17 protein-coding genes and 4 tRNA genes are annotated in these 19,414 nt (G+C 41.8%); 12 read left to right on the top strand and 9 right to left on the bottom strand.

The window, feature by feature from the left end; all coding sequences use genetic code 11:
- Nucleotides 1–240: 240 nt before the first annotated feature.
- On the top strand, nt 241–1,038 hold the full coding sequence (locus tag FTT98_RS11795) for an alpha/beta fold hydrolase (RefSeq protein WP_373683036.1): 798 nt from the start codon (nt 241–243) through the stop codon (nt 1,036–1,038).
- Nucleotides 1,039–1,082: 44 nt separating this feature from the next.
- On the opposite strand, the gene FTT98_RS11790 is transcribed toward FTT98_RS11795, so the two are convergent.
- Nucleotides 1,083–2,255 (bottom strand): acyl-CoA dehydrogenase family protein, encoded by a 1,173-nt coding sequence (locus tag FTT98_RS11790; RefSeq protein WP_111885418.1) that lies wholly within the window; start codon nt 2,253–2,255, stop codon nt 1,083–1,085.
- A 181-nt stretch (nt 2,256–2,436) separates the two neighbouring features.
- Here FTT98_RS11790 and FTT98_RS11785 point away from each other — a divergent pair, with 181 nt between their 5' ends.
- From FTT98_RS11785 to FTT98_RS11765, 5 genes are all read left to right on the top strand, one after another.
- The gene (locus FTT98_RS11785) at nt 2,437–2,694 is read left to right on the top strand and encodes a succinate dehydrogenase assembly factor 2 (RefSeq protein WP_078189264.1); all 258 of its coding nucleotides are present in this window, start codon (nt 2,437–2,439) and stop codon (nt 2,692–2,694) included.
- Nucleotides 2,687–3,073 (top strand): hypothetical protein, encoded by a 387-nt coding sequence (locus FTT98_RS11780; RefSeq protein WP_078189263.1) that lies wholly within the window; start codon nt 2,687–2,689, stop codon nt 3,071–3,073. The genes FTT98_RS11785 and FTT98_RS11780 overlap by 8 nt, the downstream gene beginning before the upstream one ends.
- A gap of 519 nt (nt 3,074–3,592) precedes the next feature.
- Nucleotides 3,593–4,657 carry a hypothetical protein gene (locus FTT98_RS11775; protein WP_180021620.1) on the top strand — a complete coding sequence of 355 codons (1,065 nt, stop codon included), beginning with the start codon at nt 3,593–3,595 and terminating at the stop codon, nt 4,655–4,657.
- Nucleotides 4,658–4,700: 43 nt separating this feature from the next.
- Nucleotides 4,701–5,273 carry a rhombosortase gene (rrtA, locus tag FTT98_RS11770; RefSeq protein ID WP_168379122.1) on the top strand — a complete coding sequence of 191 codons (573 nt, stop codon included), beginning with the start codon at nt 4,701–4,703 and terminating at the stop codon, nt 5,271–5,273.
- Between the two features lie 191 nt (nt 5,274–5,464).
- On the top strand, nt 5,465–7,750 hold the full coding sequence (locus tag FTT98_RS11765; protein ID WP_180177400.1) for a TRAP transporter large permease subunit: 2,286 nt from the start codon (nt 5,465–5,467) through the stop codon (nt 7,748–7,750).
- Between the two features lie 87 nt (nt 7,751–7,837).
- Here the strand turns inward: FTT98_RS11765 and FTT98_RS11760 are convergent, their stop codons facing one another.
- The 6 genes from FTT98_RS11760 to rnr all read right to left on the bottom strand — a co-directional run bounded on the left by FTT98_RS11760 (nt 7,838) and on the right by rnr (nt 14,679).
- Nucleotides 7,838–8,713, bottom strand: a complete 876-nt coding sequence (locus FTT98_RS11760) for a DMT family transporter (protein ID WP_180008432.1) — start codon at nt 8,711–8,713, stop codon at nt 7,838–7,840.
- Between the two features lie 66 nt (nt 8,714–8,779).
- On the bottom strand, nt 8,780–9,217 hold the full coding sequence (locus FTT98_RS11755; RefSeq protein WP_180162895.1) for a hypothetical protein: 438 nt from the start codon (nt 9,215–9,217) through the stop codon (nt 8,780–8,782).
- A gap of 16 nt (nt 9,218–9,233) precedes the next feature.
- Nucleotides 9,234–9,443 (bottom strand): YheV family putative zinc ribbon protein, encoded by a 210-nt coding sequence (locus FTT98_RS11750; RefSeq protein WP_171256675.1) that lies wholly within the window; start codon nt 9,441–9,443, stop codon nt 9,234–9,236.
- Nucleotides 9,444–9,483: 40 nt separating this feature from the next.
- Nucleotides 9,484–11,523, bottom strand: a complete 2,040-nt coding sequence (locus tag FTT98_RS11745; protein ID WP_180177399.1) for a M3 family metallopeptidase — start codon at nt 11,521–11,523, stop codon at nt 9,484–9,486.
- Between the two features lie 74 nt (nt 11,524–11,597).
- Nucleotides 11,598–12,182, bottom strand: a complete 585-nt coding sequence (locus FTT98_RS11740; protein ID WP_111885424.1) for a hypothetical protein — start codon at nt 12,180–12,182, stop codon at nt 11,598–11,600.
- Between the two features lie 79 nt (nt 12,183–12,261).
- Entirely contained in the window at nt 12,262–14,679 is a 2,418-nt protein-coding gene (rnr, locus tag FTT98_RS11735) for a ribonuclease R (protein WP_180177398.1), read from the bottom strand.
- Nucleotides 14,680–14,947: 268 nt separating this feature from the next.
- On the opposite strand from rnr, the gene FTT98_RS11730 reads away from it, so the two are divergent.
- The 4 genes from FTT98_RS11730 to FTT98_RS11715 all read left to right on the top strand — a co-directional run bounded on the left by FTT98_RS11730 (nt 14,948) and on the right by FTT98_RS11715 (nt 15,823).
- Nucleotides 14,948–15,037, top strand: a tRNA-Ser gene (locus FTT98_RS11730).
- A 15-nt stretch (nt 15,038–15,052) separates the two neighbouring features.
- Nucleotides 15,053–15,129 (top strand) — tRNA-Arg (locus FTT98_RS11725).
- Between the two features lie 45 nt (nt 15,130–15,174).
- A tRNA-Arg gene (locus FTT98_RS11720) sits at nt 15,175–15,251 on the top strand.
- Between the two features lie 495 nt (nt 15,252–15,746).
- Nucleotides 15,747–15,823 (top strand) — tRNA-Arg (locus FTT98_RS11715).
- A 93-nt stretch (nt 15,824–15,916) separates the two neighbouring features.
- On the opposite strand, the gene FTT98_RS11710 is transcribed toward FTT98_RS11715, so the two are convergent.
- Nucleotides 15,917–17,221, bottom strand: a complete 1,305-nt coding sequence (locus tag FTT98_RS11710; RefSeq protein ID WP_180177397.1) for an SRPBCC family protein — start codon at nt 17,219–17,221, stop codon at nt 15,917–15,919.
- Nucleotides 17,222–17,384: 163 nt separating this feature from the next.
- Between FTT98_RS11710 and FTT98_RS11705 the strand changes: the two genes are divergently transcribed.
- Entirely contained in the window at nt 17,385–17,882 is a 498-nt protein-coding gene (locus FTT98_RS11705) for a YcxB family protein (protein ID WP_180008423.1), read from the top strand.
- Nucleotides 17,883–17,914: 32 nt separating this feature from the next.
- Nucleotides 17,915–18,556 carry a fumarylacetoacetate hydrolase family protein gene (locus FTT98_RS11700; protein ID WP_180039495.1) on the top strand — a complete coding sequence of 214 codons (642 nt, stop codon included), beginning with the start codon at nt 17,915–17,917 and terminating at the stop codon, nt 18,554–18,556.
- Nucleotides 18,557–18,607: 51 nt separating this feature from the next.
- On the opposite strand, the gene FTT98_RS11695 is transcribed toward FTT98_RS11700, so the two are convergent.
- Nucleotides 18,608–19,381: a tetratricopeptide repeat protein gene (locus FTT98_RS11695; RefSeq protein ID WP_180177396.1), complete on the bottom strand. Its 774-nt coding sequence runs from the start codon at nt 19,379–19,381 to the stop codon at nt 18,608–18,610.
- Between the last annotated feature and the right edge of the window lie 33 nt (nt 19,382–19,414).

The raw sequence follows: 19,414 nt of genomic DNA, 5'->3' as shown, positions 1-19,414 counted from the left end.
CTCATGAAATACGGTATTCTGATGTGACAAAACCTGAATCCTGGTCGTTAAAGTGTTTGTTTGCACTCATATTTTAACTGTTAGGACTCAGGTTTTTTTATTTAAAGCAAACTATGGGACAGCAGTGGCATCATGCTCCTTTTTTTGCTTTAGATATGTGACTTTAGGGTTTTATTTGATGCGCTTTATTTGTTGAAAAATATATGATGTTGAAAACAAGGAAAAACACACAGGGTTAATGTGAAGAATCAAGAACATTCAGAATTTATAAAATTAAATGATTATGAGCTATATACCAAAGCTTGGCAGCCTGAAACAGCAGATAAAGATGCAACTTTGGCCCCGATTATATTGATGCATGATTCACTGGGGAGTGTGGATTTATGGCGTGATTTTCCTGCGCAATTGGCTGCTGAGTCTGGCAGAACGGTGATTGCCTATGATCGATTGGGTTTTGGCCGATCGTCAGCGAATCCTCATCTATTAAGTACAGATTTTGTCTATGCTGAAGCGCGGCAGGGCTTTAAGGCACTTCTTCAACATTATTCCATTCAACAGTTTATCGTGATGGGGCATAGTGTTGGCGGGGGAATGTCAGTCGTGATTGTCAGTGAATATACTGAACAATGTCATGGTCTGATTACCATAGCTGCGCAGTATGAAGTGGAAGAACTGACATTATCGGGTATACGTGAAGCCAAAACAGGTTTTGCGCAGCCGGGACAGCTTGAACGCTTGGCTAAATACCATGGGGATAAAGCCCAATGGGTTTTGGATGCTTGGACGGAAACTTGGCTTTCACCAAGTTTCCGTCAATGGAACCTCGAAGATTATGTTGGAAAAGTACAGTGTCCAAGCTTGATCATCCATGGAGAACTGGATGAATACGGGACGACAGCACAAGCTCAGAAACTTTTTTCGGGTATAAAAGCTGATGCAGAGCTAGAGATTTTGGAAGGGCTTCATCACATGCCGCACAAAGAGCAACCCGCATTGGTCGCTGCATTAATCTGTGATTTTGTGAATGATTTAAGTTGATATCGAAAGAATGAAAAAAGCCCATCATCTGATGGGCTTATTTGTTATAAAGAGCGGGAAATCAGCTCTTTCATAATTTCATTGGTACCGGCATAAATACGATTGGCTCGATTGTCAATATAAGCCCGTGCAATTGGATATTCAAGCATATAGCCATAGCCACCATGCAACTGCAGACATTCATCCACGACTTTGGAGAACATCTCTGAAATTTTGTATTTAGCAGCTGCGGCTGCGTCAATACCGAGCTGTTCCACAAGTTGCAGCTCCATACAACGGTCTAGATAAGTTCGACAAAAATCGATTTCAGTGCGTAGCTCTGCCAATTTAAAACGGGTGTTTTGGAAACTAGATACGGTCTTGCCAAATGCCTTACGCTCTTTGGTGTATTGAACAGTGTGCGCAAAGGCTGCTTCTGCACCGGCTTGGCAAATAATCGCGACCAACATACGTTCCCAAGCCAATTCCTTCATCAGCATCATAAAGCCCATACCTTGCATGCCAAGTAAGTTGCTTTTAGGGACGCGGACATTGTCAAAGAACAGTTCACAGGTATCCTGACCTTTCATGCCAATTTTGTTTAAAGGTTTGCCTTTACTAAAACCGACGCGATCTGCCTCGACGATAATTAGCGATAAATTGGCTGAACCTTTTTCACTATTGCCTGTCTTGCAGACCACAATTGCCATGTCACATAAATAGCCATTGGTGATAAAGATTTTTGACCCATTAATAATATAGTCATCACCATCTTCTGTAGCGGTTGTGCGTACGGCTTGTAGGTCTGAACCTGTGCCCGGTTCGGTCATTGCGATGGCAGTCACGGTTTCGCCAGATGCCATTTTCGGCAGCCAATGCAACTTTTGTTCTTCATTGCCAAAGTTATGAATATAATTGGCCACGATGTCGGAGTGCAGTGAAAAGCCGGTAGAGGAGTCCATAGCATAGGCCTGCTCTTCAATCAGAATCATGCTATAGAGTCGGTCTACACCATAGCCGCCATAAGCTTCGGGCATGGTCGGGCAAAGCAAGCCCATGGCACCGGCTTTATTCCATAAGTCACGGTCTACATGTTGTTGTTTTTCATACTTTTCGATATTGGGCACAACTTCTTTTTCATAAAATTTTCGTACTGTTTCACGAAATGCATCATGTTCTGCATTAAATAATTGACGTGGCAGCATGTTGTTGAGTGGGCGAATCGCTCCAGATTGCATTTTGAATATCCTATTCATTTTTATGGCTTTGTCTCAACTTATAAGATGCAGCGAGTGACTGCAATGTGCAGAACATTCAAAAGCAGGGAATGCGATGAAGCATTCGGTCAATCTGTGAAAACACTCCACTTCAATGGGGTGGATGAGTTACACTAGACGGGTTCAACGATTGGGGAAGACAATGACTGATGAAATCAGCTTAGAAGAGCGTAAAGTGATCTACCGTGCACGTCGTGGTTTAAAAGAGATTGATGTTTATTTTGATCCCTACGTCAAAAATTACTATTTACAAGCCGATGCAGCTGAAAAAGACATGTTTGCAGAACTCGTTGCTGCAGAAGATCCAGATTTGTTGGATTGGTTTATGGAAGTTAGTGAACCGCCACGTCCTGAATTAAAAACGTTTATTCAAAAATTAAAACATTACGTTCATGGATAATCGGCAATTCAAACTGAAACGCAGTTTTTTATCGCATGCGTTTCAGTTTTTTATTTTTGCGGTATTGATGACGCTGCTTTATCAGTTACTAACACCCATGCTTTGGGGGATATTTTTCCTAATCGGGCTAGTGGTTTATGTTCTGTTTTTCCGTAAGCATTTACACGTCACCAGTCTAGATTATTTGGATGGAACTGATTGGTCTTTGCAACGACTCAACCGCCCGGTGCAACGCGTTCAAATAAGCCATATTTTGGATCATCAAATGTATATTGTGGTGTATTTTATGCATGCACGTGCAAAACCAGTGATTATTTGGCGCGATCAATTGTCATTGAAACAGTGGAAATCACTCAAAGTATTGGCCAAAATGATCTAATTGTTAGACAGCCTTTATTTTTAAAATTCAATAAAATGCAAATATTTCATTATCTTATATTGTGGGTAAAATAATCTTGTCTGACAGGATTGAAATTTATTGGCAAAATATTTAAATTGTCTGACAATTTTAAGCTGTGCGGTGATTCTCTGCCTATATATTAGCCTTACCAACAGCCGTTAAGGGAAATCATCATGATGATGCCAACTTGGATGTTTCTGGTAATAGCGATTGTGTTAGCAATTGTTATAGGACGACTAGGAACAGTGCTGAAGGAACAGTTAACTCAAAAATAAGCAGTCAAACGCTTTCACAGTTAATAAGTAGCATGTGCCGAACCGTCGCTATGCTACTTTTTTTTGCCTAAAATTTAGTCTTTGTAAAAAATCAGTCAATTGCATTCAGCGTGATTCATGGCACAGTGTGTCGTTCAAATTAGAGCAAATACTCTTTTATTCATTTTTTGCTTCTGATATGTTTGTCGTGATGGACATAAACACAATTATAGAGGACAGGAAAATGTCGAGCGTCCAAAAAATATGCCAGGGTGTGGCAGTTGTAGCAATAACAAGTACATTATTCGCGGGTTGTTCGCAGGTTGTAAAAACCGGTGCTAATGTTGCACTCGGATTTACAGAAAAACATATTGTGCCACCAATTTTAGCCATGGAAGATGCTGAAATGGTGTGTAATTCAGGTAATTCATTAACTCCAGCCATTATGGCCACCAAAGATATGGGCGCAGACCCAACACGTGTGGCTGTGTTGATGTATTCAGCAGCAGGGATTTGTGCAGAACAAAAAGCCTTGGATGCAGAGTTACGCTATTTACGTGCATCTAAAGCTAACCAAGTATCCGAAGCACAGGATGCTCGTGTTGAGCAAAAGCGTTGGGCGGCACTTGCTGCACAGCGTCAATATACCGGCTATCAATTATTTCAAGATCGTTTTGAAAAGAAGTATAAGAAAAGTCTAGGTGAAGGCTGTCCAAAAATGAACAGCGACATTGACCAAACAGTGTATATGTTGGGAATGTTAAGTGGCTTACAGGCCATGACCAATGATATTAACTCAGGTGGGGCGGTAAACGTTCCAAAAGACATTGCTGCGATTGTTGAACGCGGTATGGTATGTCTGAATAATGAAAAATTCTGGGGCGCACCAAATGCAACCCGCGCTGTGATCTGGACGTTATTGCCGGGTGCAGGTGATGGAAAACCTGATCCATACCAAACATTGAAACAATCTACGCAAATTGGTGAGCAAAAGGGTGTGAGACTGTCACATGCTTTATATGCGGTTGCTGCACAAGCCAGTGGCGATGATGCGAAAATCCGTGATGCCTTACGTACCTTTGCACAAGCGCGTAGCGATGAGAAACCTGTTAATCCACAATTTAAGCTCATCGATAGCATGGCTGAAACCATGGTGAAAGGGATTTCAGATCGTTATTGGACTGAACATACAGGCGTTCGTACGGCTGATGATGGTATGGAACATTTCTGGGATGAAAGTGCCAATAGTTCTGAACTCGATGATTTGTTTAGTGGTGATATTGAAACCAGTGGCACAGCTGCAAATTAATCTTTGCAATAGCGTTTAAAAGTGAGGTACAGGAGGAGCGAAAATGAAACTACAATTTTTAATACCGAAAATTGTCTTTCTTGCCGTATTCGTTTCGATCTGTGCCTCGCTACAGGTATTTAAAGATTATTTTATCTATTGGCAAGATGACTTATTTCATGATTTTTGGCGCTTATGGACCGCACATTGGGTTCACGTCGGTTGGATTCATTTTGTTTTAAATATATTGGCCTTTATTTGCTTACCGTTTATTTTCCCACGAGTTTCGACATGGCATTTTGTTGCCATTTTATTGATTTTATCTCCTTTAATCAGTCTAAGTTTCTATTTTTTCTTACCCGATATTGAAGCCTATGCCGGATTATCTGGTGTCTTACATGGTGCCTATGTCGCGGTCGCTTGTGTGCATTTGATGTATCGACGGGAGCGAAATTTTGCAGCCTTTGTATTGTTGCTGATTTTGGCAAAATTGGTGTGGGAAAATACCGTGGGCAATACGGGAACGGCTGAATTAATTGGAAGCCCCATTTTAGTCGAAGCACATTTATTGGGGGTGATTTGGGGCATTATCATCGCCTTGTTCTATCTTGTTGGCAATTATTTCTGGGATCGTTAGCTCACTTTAGGTGATTGGGTTGACAAAAAAAACCGAAAAGAAAATACATATTGTCATTTTAATGTTTTGAATATTGATGCAAATTTAAACGTAATAATAAAACAGTTAGGTCAGGGAAAGGATCTTCTCGAGCCGCTAAGGAAAAGGATGCTTGGCTCCGCTAGGCTCCAAAATAAAAAATAGGAAGACTCATGCAAAATGATGCACAAAACAGATCCGGCATCGTCGGGCTGTTAAGGTATGTCTGGACAGAATGGATTTCGACTCTAGTCGTGTTGATCTTGCTTCTGCTTACATTGATTATCGGTACAGGGGAGATGATTCATGGTCAGCTTCTGCGTACTGGTGAGCGTTTGTATGGTAATGAAAGCATTGGGATGCAGTATTCATTTTTACGTGCAGAACCGACCAAGCCTGAATGTGACCGTAACCCGAATGTCGATGCGTTGGTGAAAACTCAAATGCAAGCCAATGCAGCAGATGAGTTTGCTGATTTTTTTGGTACGGCATCTGAGAATGACGTTCGTTCGTCTATTTTAGCGAGTGTGCAGCAGTGTGAAGAAAAGTATCAATTTTATGATAAAGCCATGCAACATATGGAGAAGCATCCGAGTATTCGCGTCTATCGTAATTTTGAAACAAGCTTCTTCGGTATCTTTAAATTTGGTACTGAAAATCGCGCCATTTTGTTGATTTTTATGGTGGTTATAGCTGCGATTAGTGCGACATTGAAAATTCATCATATTGGTCTACGCGGTCCTGCAACCAAGAAGGATTATCGTGTTTATAGCCTGATGATGAGCTTCGGTAATGGACTGTTAACCTACTCAAGTATCAGCCAATTCAATTCAGTGAAAAATTCGGGAGTTCCAATGACCACCGAAACTGAACTGATTTATTGGATGTGGATGACGCTGTTCTCAATCCTGACATTGATCAGTGTTTTGCAATTGTTTAGTCCGCCAAAAGATGCCAAAGAGGGCGGTAGTCTTAGTTTCGCGTTCCTAAGCGTGCCTTTATATGCGTATATGGCGTTGATTACAGGTATCGCCTTTATCTTCTTTATGGACTACCCGATGGGGCAAGGCATCTATTTAGGGCAATTGGTCGAGTTTTCAAGTATTTTCCTGAATCTAGCGTTATTCATTTGGGCGGGTATGTTGTTGAAGCAAACCCGTGTCGTAGATTTATTCTTGAATATTTTACGCCCATGGAACTTAGCTCCTGAGACTTTAACATGGCTGATTTTAATCGCAGCAGCATTGCCTACAGCCTATACTGGAGCATCGGGGATCTTTGTCATTGCGGCAGGCGCGATTATTTATAAGGAAGTGTGGAACGCTGGCGGACGCCGTCAATTTGCCTTGGCTGCAACAGCAATGTCCGGTTCGCTTGGGGTGGTTTTACGTCCATGCTTATTGATTGTGGTTGTTGCATCGCTAAATAAAGAAGTGACCACGGATCTGCTTTATCAATATGGTATTTATACGTTCTTGCTGACATCTACGATGTTTTTAATTGTGTCGTTATTTTTTGCAGAACATAAGTTCCGTATTGCTCAAGCCAATGTGGCAGCGCCGCAGTCAGGACGTGCCTTCTTAGCCGTTATTCCTTATATTGTGATTTTCGTGCTGATTTGGATGTTCTATAAATATTTATTGAATACAGATTTAAATGAATTTACTGCACCAGTCATGATGCCTGTTATTCTGCTGATGATCGTTTTAGTGGATAAATTACGTCATCAGCCAGCACCATTGTCAGCAGTTGGGCATTGGGATGAAACACTAACAGCAAATTATAGTGCGAATGCTGAACCTGCTTTAGCCGGCGCACAGGTTGCACATGCAGAATACCGTGAAGGATTACATGGTAATAGCACAGATGATGGGCAGGCTGCGAATCATACAGTGGCTCAATCCAGCTCTATGCAGATTCTACGTCAAGTTGGTTTTTGGAAGTCGATGCATATTTCGACCAGTGAAACCGTTGGACATATCGGTGCTTTGGTTATTTTGATGGCGCTTTCGGTAAGCGTTGGTGGATTGCTAGAGCGTACTGAAGTCATGAGTTTATTCCCAACTGATATCAGCAGTACTTTTTTGGTTATCACATTGATTGTCGGATTGATGGTCTTTGTGGGTATGATTATGGATCCGTTTGGCGCAGTCATTTTAATTTCTGCAACTATTGCTCCTGTAGCCTATCAATACGGTATTCATCCTGTGCATTTTTGGATGATTACACTCATTGGTTTTGAGCTAGGTTATGTTACGCCTCCAGTTGCATTGAACCACCTCTTGGCCCGACAGTCGATAGGGGATGCTGAAGTCAATGAAGCGGATGCTGAAGTTCGTCACTTGTCGTTTTATTACCGTTATGAACGTTGGATTTTGCCGCTGATTGTGCTGTTCCCTGCAATGTTGATTATTGCGTATCTGCCGTATTTCTTTAAGCTGTTTGGTTGGTATCAATAAATTAATTTTGAAGCATTAAAAAAGCACCTTCGGGTGCTTTTTTATTGAATAAGGGGCTGTGCATTTGATGGTAAATGGTTTGAATCTTTATGACTTTTTAAACTTATTTTGTAGGATTGGACTACAGAGCAAAATCGCTAAAAATATAAAAGCAAAGCCGAATAGGCTGTAAATGTCTGGCAGTTCCTGCCAAAGAACAAAGCCCCAAATACCTGCAAAAATAATCGTGATATAGTTCACGGGGCCAATTTGACCTGCGGGTGCGAGCTTATAGGCATTGGACATAAAAATTTGACTGATATTGGCCAAAAGTCCCGCTGTAATCAGAAAAGCTAACTCTTTTAAACTATAGGGACGCCAGAGCCAAAACATTGGGATCATGGAAATAAGTGTGCCAAAAAAGCAGAAATAAAACACAATGCGTTCAGGCGGTTCTGTTGCTGTAAGCGCACGGACAGTGACAAATGCCATGGCTGCCAAGAAGCTTGCGCTCAGTCCGATGAGTGATAACTGATTGAACATTCCTGCATCGGGCTTTGCGACGAAGAGCACGCCGATTAAACCAATGACTGCGGCAATGAGCATACTCAGGGTCATTTTTTCTTTTAAAAATAACCATGCAATTAAGGGGATAAAGATCGGTGAGGAATAGGTGAAGACCATGGCATTGGAGAGTTTTAAGTGTGCAATGGCATAAAAAAAGCCATACATTGCCACCAAGCCTACGATTGAACGCCATGTATGCATCCACAGTTTTTCAGTTCTAAAAAATGTGCTCCCTTTTTGCAGGATCAAAGGGAGAAAGATCAATAAGCCAACCGCATTTCGAAAAAATACGATGGTGGCATTATCTACCGTGTGAGATGCATAGCGTATACAAACCCCCATAATGGAAAAAAGCAGCGCTGATAGCATGAGAAAGCCAATTGCTTTGGGGATATTTTGTGGTGTAGTAGTGGACATAACAAAAAGGCTAGAAAATCTGATGATATTCTAGCCTATAAGTACGCAGGGTGTAGCAGAAGTCGGTTATTTTGCTTGTTGTGCTAACTGGGCTTCGAGTAATTTAATTTGTTCTTCTTTCAGTTTAATCAGCTCATCTGCATCTGAATGCTGCTGTTTTAAGCTTTGTTCCTGATCATTCAATTGCTGTTGAATGTCATCTAATTTGGCAATTTCCTCTTTGGCTAAAGAGGCATTTTCAGGCACAGCTGCATCTAAAATGTCTTCTTCGACCAATTTAATGGTTTCAGTCTCTGCGGTAGGGACTGATGCTTCAGTCTCAGATTGGACAGGGGTTGCAACAGGCGGTTTAGCCGGTGCAGCGACCAGTTCTTCTTGAAGTGCAGATTTATCTGCTGTACCGCTGCTTAACCATTGATATGCAAAAAAGATAGCAATCAATAACGTTAAGCCCCCAATGATTCCAACTAACAATTTTGGATTATGTCTTTGATCTTCTGTCATTGCTTGACCTTAATTTTTATTTAGGCTGACGTGGCTTAAATTGGATCACACCGATATCGTCTGGCACGGCAGGTTGTTCAGGTTGATCGACATGAGTCGGTCGATTTTCACTGTAACCACAATCAATGCATTCGATCCATTCGTCTTCGCCAGAGGTCAGCATGACAACCCGGTCCATCGCTTGGCATTTTGGACATTTTGCACCTGCAATGAAGCGTCGTTTAATGGTCATCATACTTACCTTGAATCTAACTAAGGTCCCTAGTTTAAGCGTTTTTAGATGCGTTCGTCCAACCTTGATGACGCAGCAAAGCATCTATTTTTGGCTCGCGTCCGCGGAAATTGATAAATGCGTCAAGTGCCGTATCTTTTCCGCCAACTGCTAGAATAAATTGTCTAAACGACTTGCCAGTCGAAGTATTAAAAATTCCTTCATTTTCGAATCGGTCGAAGGCATCACTCGCCAAAACCTCTGCCCATTTGTATGAATAATAACCAGCAGCGTAACCACCTGCGAAGATATGACTGAAACCATGTTGGAAACGGTTATACGAAGTGGTGGGTGCAACTGCATATTTTTGACGAATCTCATCTAAGGTTTTTTGGATGCCTGTAGCGTCCAAAGCAGGGTTGGCCTTATGGATATTTAGGTCAAACATGGCAAATTCAATTTGACGTAATGTTTGCATCCCAGACTGGAAGAAACGCGCATCTTGTAATGCTTTTAGCAGATCGGCTGGTAATGTTTGTTTTGATTCGATATGTTCACTGAGCAAATCTAAACTTTCTTGATCCCAAGTCCAAAATTCCATGAATTGACTTGGTAGCTCTACTGCATCCCACGCCACGCCATGTGTACCAGCCACAGCAATATTATCGACTTCAGTGAGCATGTGATGTAAGCCATGACCAAATTCGTGGAACAGCGTTGTTACTTCATCATGAGTGAGTAAAGCAGCTTGCTCACCGACAGGTGGGGTAAAGTTGCAGACCATGTAGCAAATTGGTTTTTGCAGACCATTTTCAGTTTGCATGCGTGAACGGAAGCCGCTCATCCATGCGCCGCCACGTTTACCGCTTCGTGCATACAGGTCAAAGTAAAAACCGCCAATCACGCTGCCTTGATCTTCAAGTTCAAAATAACGTGCATCAGGATGCCAAACAGGCGCTTCACGCTCGATTACATTGATGCCATAGAGACGATTTACAATGCTGAACAAGCCTTGAATAATTTTAGGTGCAGGGAAATAGGGCTTCAGGTCTTCTTGTGACAAATTAAACTGTTGAACTTTGAGTTTTTCTGAATAGAAAGTGGCATCCCACGGTTGTAACTCAGTGATACCGTCTTGCGCTGCAATGGCTTTCAGTTCAGCGATTTCTTTCTCTGCTGGTGCACGCGCATGTTCTGCCAGTTCAATCAGGAACTGATCTACAGTTGCTACATCGGGTGCCATTTTGCTTGCCAAGGACAATTCGGCGTAGTTGTTAAAACCAAGCAGGCTTGCCATTTCCTGACGTAGCTTCAAGATTTCTTCCATGACTGCTGTATTGTCAAATTCAGCAGAGTCTGCCTGATCAGAAGCACGTGTGGTATAGGCTTTATAGAGCGCTTCACGCACTTCGCGGTCTTCTGCATAGGTCATAATGGCAATATAAGACGGGAAGTCGAGTGTGGCTACAGCCTGTTCGAGTTCGCGTTGCTGACCATATTGTTTCAGAAGTTCAATACTGCCTTGAGGTAACCCTTTGAGCTGCGCTTCAGTTAAGGGTTTGAAGTAGGCTTGGGTGGCATCCAATACGTGGTTGGAAAAGTCTGATGATAACTGTGAAAGTCGTGCAGATATTTCTGCATAGCGTTTTTTCGGTTCACCTTCTAAGGCTACGCCTGAAAGTTTAAAATCTCGTAACGCAAGTTTAATCGCGCTTTGCTGTGCTGCAGGAAGCGTGTCGAAAACACTGTTGTCATGTACATGCTGATACGTTTGATACAATACTGTGTGCTGACCTAGCTGCGTATAGTACTCACTCAGGACGGGTAGTAAAGATTGGTAAACTTCACGTGTTTCGGCATTATTCATGACAGCATTGAGGTGCGAAAGCACGCCCCATGCTTCACTCATGTTATTTTCAAGGGTATCGACGTGTTCGAGTACTTGTAGTTGTGCTTGTACGGATTCGGGTACATCCGTTAATTCTTTTAAAAATGCCTGACCTTGGGCAATGCTCTGTTCAATCTTTTGTTTTAAGTCTGCAAGGGTAATTTGGTCAAATTGTGGAACAGGCAAAGTTGCCTTTTCTAATGTCATGCCGGTCTGCCGATTTATTTCCTGTGTTATTTGTAGAAGTAAGGCTTCTAGAAGGATAAATCAAGCCTTGGGTGCTATTTATTCGCTCTTGTTTCACCGTGGATAGATTGAATATCTTGGATGTAGGTGCCAAAGCGCCCCTCAATGACCGATAATTTTATGAATAGATTTTGATTTTTGTAGTGTTCATATTCATCTACATTGATTCGAAACATACCAGTAGAGTCATACGGTGTTTCAATAGAATAGTAGACACTTCCTTTTTTACCATGTTTTTTAACAGCGCTTGCTTCCAATGTCACCACAGTAGGTGTACCCAAAACTAGGGTATGAAGCAGAGGAGGATAGACAACTAGATTTAAGTAAAGAAACAGAATTACAAAAATAGGGAAGAGGAGTAAAAAATAGAATTTTGGCTTTTTTTGTACATTTGTCCATGTACGTGGAATGATCCATTGTCCGTATCTATGCAGAACATAAAAGTAGATCAAAACAGCCAAATAAATCAACGTTGCAACAATGAAGGCTGTGATTTTGACTTGATTTGTTGGGGTGAAGTCTATAAAAAAGAGAGCAATCAGTGCTGAAATACTAAGTACAAAGACTAAGCATATTACATATTCATGGTAATAGTATTTAGTAATTTTCTGTGATGTCATGATTTTTAAGTGGTTTATTTTTATAGAGATATATTAAATGAAAAAGAGCGCCGTAGCACTCTTTTTTATTTAGTAAAATTTACTCACCCTTTGCTTTGGCATTGGATTTTTTCTTTTTTACTTTTAACTTTTTCTTCACTTTATCTTTAGCCTTCGCTTCAGACTTTGTTGCAGATTTTTTAGCAGGTTTTTGGCTGTAGGAGCTGGGTTTTCCTTTGTCTTTTTTGCGTCGTATGGGCTGTTCTCCATCTTCAGCAACGTTGGTTTTACGCTCTGAAAAGACTTCTTCTTTGGCTGTGGGTTTTGCAACACGAGGGGCACGCGCGCGAATAGCACGGCCTGCATGGCTCAATTGTTGAATCAATTCAAAGTCGATTTTGCGCTCTTCTAGATTCACACCAGCGACTTTAATTTTTACTTCATCGCCGAGACTGAAAACTTGACCTCGAGATTGACCAATTAAGCTCTGACTCGGTTGGTCATAGACAAAGAAGTCATCGCCCAATTGGCTGACGTGGATCATGCCATCAACATATAAGTCTTTGAGCGTTACAAACAGGCCAAATTCAGCAGTCGCACTGATAGTGCCGACAAACTCTTCACCCAAATGTTGCTGCATGTAATGGCACTTCAACCATGTAGTGACAGAACGTGATGCTTCATCTGCACGGCGCTCGGTCGCAGAGAAGTGTTCACCCGCATCATCCAGCGAAGCGCCAGAAATTGGGTAAGGTTTTTTCTTCAATTGTGCTTTGATGGCTCGGTGAAGTAACAAGTCTGGATAACGACGGATTGGAGATGTGAAATGCGTATATGCTTCGTAAGCCAAGCCAAAGTGACCTGCATTGTTCGCGCCATAATAGGCTTGCATCATTGAGCGGAGTAAAACGGCATGAATGCTTGGAGCATCAATACGGTCTTTCGTGGCATCAATCACGGCTTGATAGTCGGCCTGAGTTGGCTGTTCAGGGAATGGCAGACCCAATAACTTCACAAAATCACGAACCTTTTGAATGCGTGAGAACTCAGGTGGTTCATGCACACGGTACAGCATAGGAATTTCATTTTTTAATGCATATTCTGCCGCTGCGACGTTTGCCAGCAACATACATTCTTCAATCAGTTTGTGTGCATCATTACGGCTACGCGGTAGGATTTCGTTAATACCGCCTAGCTCATCAAAGGTCATATAAGTTTCAACGGTTTCAAATTCCATCGCGTGGCGTTCAGCACGTAAGCCTTTCAACACTTGATACAATTGGAATAAGGTATTGACCGATTTACGTACATCACGGTCTTCAGGAATGGCTTGACTATTACCCTCAAAATATTCGGCCACTTGAGTATAGGTCAAACGAGCTTTGGAATGCATCACACCCGGATAGAATTCAAACTTAGTAACACGACCCGCGCGAGATAAGTTTAAATCACAGACCATACATAAACGGTCTACGTGTGGGTTCAAAGAACATAAACCATTCGACAGCGCCTCAGGCAACATCGGCAATACAAAATGAGGGAAGTACACCGATGTACCGCGCTCTTGAGCTTCGTCATCGAGCGGTTTACCCGGACGTACATAATGGCTGACATCGGCAATTGCCACCACAACACGATAACCACCACCCGGACGTTTTTCCGCATACACGGCATCATCGAAGTCGCGGGCATCTTCACCATCAATGGTGACAAGCGCTAAATCACGTAAGTCGACACGATCTTCACGATCTTGTTCTGATGGCTCTTTAAAGCTGTTGGCTTCTTGTTGTACCGCTTCAGGGAATTCGTAAGGTAAACCAAATTCTAAAATGGTTTGTGGAATAATAATTTCAGTGTCTGCTTTATCTGCCATCGACTGAACAATATGACCTGTCGCAAATTCTTCTTTGGTTGGGTAGCTGTCAATCGCAATACGCACAGAGTCGCCGAGTTTGACTTTGGCATGCTCGATTAATTCTTTTTCTAAAGTAATCGGTTGGTGTGCATTGGGATTTGCCGGCTGAATAAAATATTCACCTTCATACTCAGACACTTTACCAATAATTTCTTTGACACGATGCTGTAGAACTTCAGTAATAAAGCCCCATGCCTTGCCTTTACGGTCTACCGACGTTTGGCGGACTTTAACACGGTCACCATTAAACACCTGACGCAACTCACGTTCAGGAAGTAAAAGGTCATCTTCACCACTAATATTGGCTGTGCCTAAACCTTTTGAGTTGATATAAACCGTTGCTTCATGAGTCGGTTGCTCAGCTGCAAGCTGGAACTTAAATCCATCTTTCATCAACTGACCATCTCGAACCATCGCAATCAGACGATGACTCAGTGCATCAATACTTTTTTGATCGGCAATTTCAAAATGTTCTACAAGATCGGCATGCGACATTGCAGTTTTCAGTTGTTCAATCGTCTCTTGAATCAGAGTACGGCTTGGAATTGGATTGTCATAACGTTCGGCTTCAGCTTTTGCTTCAGGGTCGACCCAGTTTTTCATATGTATTTGGCTTCAAATCAGAAGATTAGGATTAGCATAAGTCATGCAAGCAGATACTGCACGCAATTGATTGCAATAAAGTGTTTTATGCCGATATTTTATAATGTTTAAAGCTGAAAAGTAGGGGACAGCAGTGCGTGCTGAACTAATTTTGCACTAATTTTTTGAAAATCGTTTAAAAAATATCTAATTGAGTAAAAAAATGAAAAAAATATAACGACTGTGCTTGCAGTCGTATCATGATCTTTGTATTATGGCGGCACGTTACGGTGAGATGGGTGAGTGGCTGAAACCACATCCCTGCTAAGGATGCATACGGGCAACTGTATCGAGGGTTCGAATCCCTCTCTCACCGCCACGATTTACTTATGTCGCGCTCATAGCTCAGCTGGATAGAGCACTTGGCTACGAACTAAGGGGTCGGGAGTTCGAATCTCTCTGAGCGCACCAATAAGTAAATCTGAAAACGTAGTCTTTTAAGACGACACAAGTTACGCGCTCATAGCTCAGCTGGATAGAGCACTTGGCTACGAACTAAGGGGTCGGGAGTTCGAATCTCTCTGAGCGCACCAACTTGAACAAATTACCGCACATGTTGCGGTTTTTTTGTGCTTGTGATTTATCGTTTTGATATAGCTGTCTTTTGTCTTTTGTCTTTTGTCTTTTGTCTTTTGTCTTTTGTCTCTTACTTAGATTGTATAAAGCGTTGTATTTTATAAGACGACCCATCAGTAAATTTGATTTTGCTTTTTTCAGCAGATAAACCCTCATTTCAGATGTTCATGGCGATGCATTTTTTAAAGCTAAGATAAAGAAAAGTTGGGTGAGTTAAAGCCGCGATTCAATGATGGCGATAGATTTGTTATCTATTTTGAGCATTTATAAGTGAGTACAGCTACCTGTAGATTCCAAACTTGTGATGAAAAAGCCATTAAAAAAGTAAATCTGGCTGATTTTTAGCGTGTTTAAAGGGCAATTGTTTATTTGCTGTGCGTTTGGTTAAATTTATATGAAAAAGCTCTTAACAAAAAATAAAAATCACGTATAATGAGCCTCATCAAGACGTCGCGCTCATAGCTCAGCTGGATAGAGCACTTGGCTACGAACTAAGGGGTCGGGAGTTCGAATCTCTCTGAGCGCACCAACTTGATCAAGATTGAAAAAACCGCACATGTTGCGGTTTTTTTGTGTCTGAAATATAGCTAAAAACAATAAATTCAGTTCATCAATCAAGGTTCTAACTTAGCTTTTGTTTAACTTTGAGTGCAAAGACCGTATTGCCCCCTAAAGCCGGTAACATGTCGTGATACGGCATACTGCGCATGGCGCGAAGTAAAAACGGTGCTTTGTCATCAATCTTCACCGCACTGGTCAATTGTAATAACGACCCTTGTTGTAAGGGGCGAATATGCATAGCACCTCGGACAAACTTTAAGGCCCCACCTGTTGCGGTGTATTGATTTTGCAATAAATCGGGATAGTTAAAACGCATTTTAAAATCGAAGGGAATATTGATCACACCTAAACCCACCGAAATTTTATAGTCGGCATCCATGAGGTGCGGATTAATTTTCTGCACTTGCATATGTTTGACTTGTCTTGGAAATAAGTGCTTGAACGAAGACACATTAATCCAGCGCTGTAAGCTCGAAGGCTCTTGTGCATAATATTGAAAACTGGTGCTAAAGCGCATCAATTCATAATTTTGCCCAAAGGGAACGCGCTGCGCTGTCAAAATAAAGGACACAGGTTCTTTCGAGCTTTGACTTAATTGGGTGATTTTGTCGAGTTGAGAGGCATTCAATTTGAGTTCAGGCAATTGATTTGCAGCGAGAGTTTCACTACTAAAGGCTTTAAATCGGCGCTGTAATGATTCGAGTAAAAAACCATTGGTTCCCGCAGGAATCCCTAATTTGGCATCGGGTAAGGCATTTAATATTTTGCTAAACAAAAAACCTTTGGGCTGATTTAAATCGCCCCATTGGGTCACACTAATCAAGGTGTGTTGTGCATCAATCTCAAACCATTCAATTTTCCCTGCACCAAAGGACACTGGTGCTTCTAGAATCAAACTATTAATGCTGTTGTGCTGAATTTGGTGCTGCATCACCACGGTTTCTTTAAAGTTTAAAACCGGAATAGGTGTCGGGATATGGATGCGGTATTTAACTTGGCTGGTTGAACCTTGCTGTTGCAAAACCTCAGCAGATTTTAGCGTGGGAAATAAGCCGGCGTAGTTTGGATAATTACTGAGTAATCTGGCGACATTTTTACTGTTGGTTGGGACAACCACCGCGGCACTTTGAAATTTACCAACGACTTTTTGTCCTGCTTTCATCGTGGGTAGACTAATTTGCTGTGAAGGATGTGCAAAAATCACGATGTGATCACCGGCAAGATTTGCCAAGGCTTTGGCATTGCCATTAAATAAGTCCAAACTACTAGGGATCTGGGGTTGCCATTGAACGAATTTGGCCCAACTGGTCGATATGCTCAGTCCACTCAGAAACACCAGCACCATGATTATTTTTGTTATCTGCATGTCACATCCTGCGTATGCAATCTTTTATTTGTTGCTGTTTTTAACGTATTTCTAGAGGGAAGGGAAGTAGTGATGTGTTACAACCGACCATTAAAAAGCATGAAGCAAGTTTGAATTGTGGTGTAGTATTTAGCGCAATTCATTTTTAAATATTCATACGCTTATGTCTGAAAATCTACCTGCATTATCGCTGCGCTATTTTTTAAATCTAGAAGAATCACAGGATGGTTTTGCACTAGCTACTTTTGGCAAAAAGCAATTTACGCGTTTTTTAACGCCAGCCATTAGCCTTGGGATTATCATCTGGGGTTTTTACTTAGGTGTAAATGGTGTCGGTGCCTACTATGTTGGGCTGGGTGCTTTCTTTTTACTTCTTCAAGGTATCATGCGTTATTGGTTTTTACCGATGATGTTTAAACGCCAGTTTGTAAAATACCAATTAGGAAAAAGTGAACAAGGTATTGATTTATTTCAAGACTATGCAGAAATTCATGCCAATGGTCGTAAGAATATCTTCCATTATGCTGAAGTGGCCAATTTTGCTGAAGGCAAATTGACCTATATGCTTGAGCTGAAAAATAAAACCGTGATTATTGTGCCGAAAAGTGCATTTAAAGATACTGCGGACCAAGCGATTTTTAGCAATACTTTTCAGCACTAAGACAATCTATTCATAACAAAAGAGGGAGTAGTATGCAGTCACGTCCATCTAAAATTGTTTGCGTCGGTCGTAGTTATGCAGATCATGCCAAAGAATTAGGCAATGCAATTCCTGACCGTCCTGTGCTTTTTATGAAGCCGCCAAGTGCATTAACCGCATTAGAGCAAGGCATCTCATGGAATCCTGCATGGGGCAGTTGCCACTATGAATGCGAATTAAGTTTACGTATTGATCGTCCTTTATCGGCTGAAACTGATCCTCTCAAAGCCTTAGAAGCAGTTGGAGCTGTGACTTTGGGCCTAGATCTGACTTTGCGTGATCTACAAGATGACTTAAAGAAAAAAGGTCAGCCGTGGGAACGTGCCAAAGCTTATGATGGTTCTTGCATCCTTGCGGATTGGGTCGATGTCCAAGAGGTGGTTCAAGATTGGAAAGATGTACATTATACCTTGCATGTCAATGATGAACTGCGTCAGAACGGTGATACCGCATTGCTGATTTTTGATGTGGGTACATTACTGGCCGATATTAGCCAAGTATTTAGTCTTGAAGTGGGTGATGTGGTCATGACGGGTACGCCTGCGGGTGTTGCGGCACTACAGTCAGGTGAGCAGTTGAAAATGACCCTGAAAGGCAAAAATCAGGATTTTGTTTGGACAACTTTTGTCAAATAATCTGTGAACGACATACAAAAAGGCTGCTTAATGCAGCCTTTTTTGATTGATCTATTCAGTGCTGCTTGATTGCGGTGGCTCATTCGGTTGTAAAGGGCCGGTGTCTTTCCATGTTTCATAGGTCTCGGCCATATGCTGTGAGTCGGTGTCTCCCAATGCACCTGCTTTGGCATACCATTGTCGCGCTTTTTCACCATCACGAATGTCATAATGATAATAATGTGCCATTTTCATCGCGGAGTCGGCATCTTGCCCTTGTTCTGCAGCATAGCTTAAATATTCGGCAGCTTTGTCGGGTGTAGACGAAGGATGTTCAGAAAAATAATGTTGATTTCCCAAGACTTTGATCGCTTCGACATTCTTTTGTTTGGCGGCTTTTTCATACCAAATTTGCGCTTGGTGTTTATCTTGAATTAAGCCTTTTCCAGTGTCGTACATCCACCCAACGGTATATTCAGCAGCAGGATCATGAGTCTTTTTTGCAAGGTCTAGCACCCAGTGTGCAAGGAAAATATTGCCATCTTGCTGCATCTTTCGAATCACTTGATCTGCATGCGGGTTTCCTTGGTAGGCTTGAGTCATCAACCATGCGAATGCGTCCGTAGTGCCTTGATCCGCAGCAGCTTTGTACCAATGTACACTTTGTTCGATATTTTGTTCTGTGCCCGTTCCACTGAGGTATAAATCACCCACTTTCATTTGTGCAGTCGCATCGCCCGTTTGAGCGGTTTTGAGTGCAGAATTAAATTCACGCTGTTCTTTGGAACTACAAGCCGTTAAAAATACGGCAGATAAACACAGCGCTAAAATGGTTTTTTTATTCATTCGAAAGGGAGTCATTATCATTCTTTGTGGATT

This window comes from Acinetobacter sp. YH12039, from assembly GCF_013420015.1.
Classification (GTDB): domain Bacteria; phylum Pseudomonadota; class Gammaproteobacteria; order Pseudomonadales; family Moraxellaceae; genus Acinetobacter; species Acinetobacter amyesii.
Note: the sequence above shows the minus strand (reverse complement) of the source record. Positions and strands in the feature narration are given on the sequence as shown.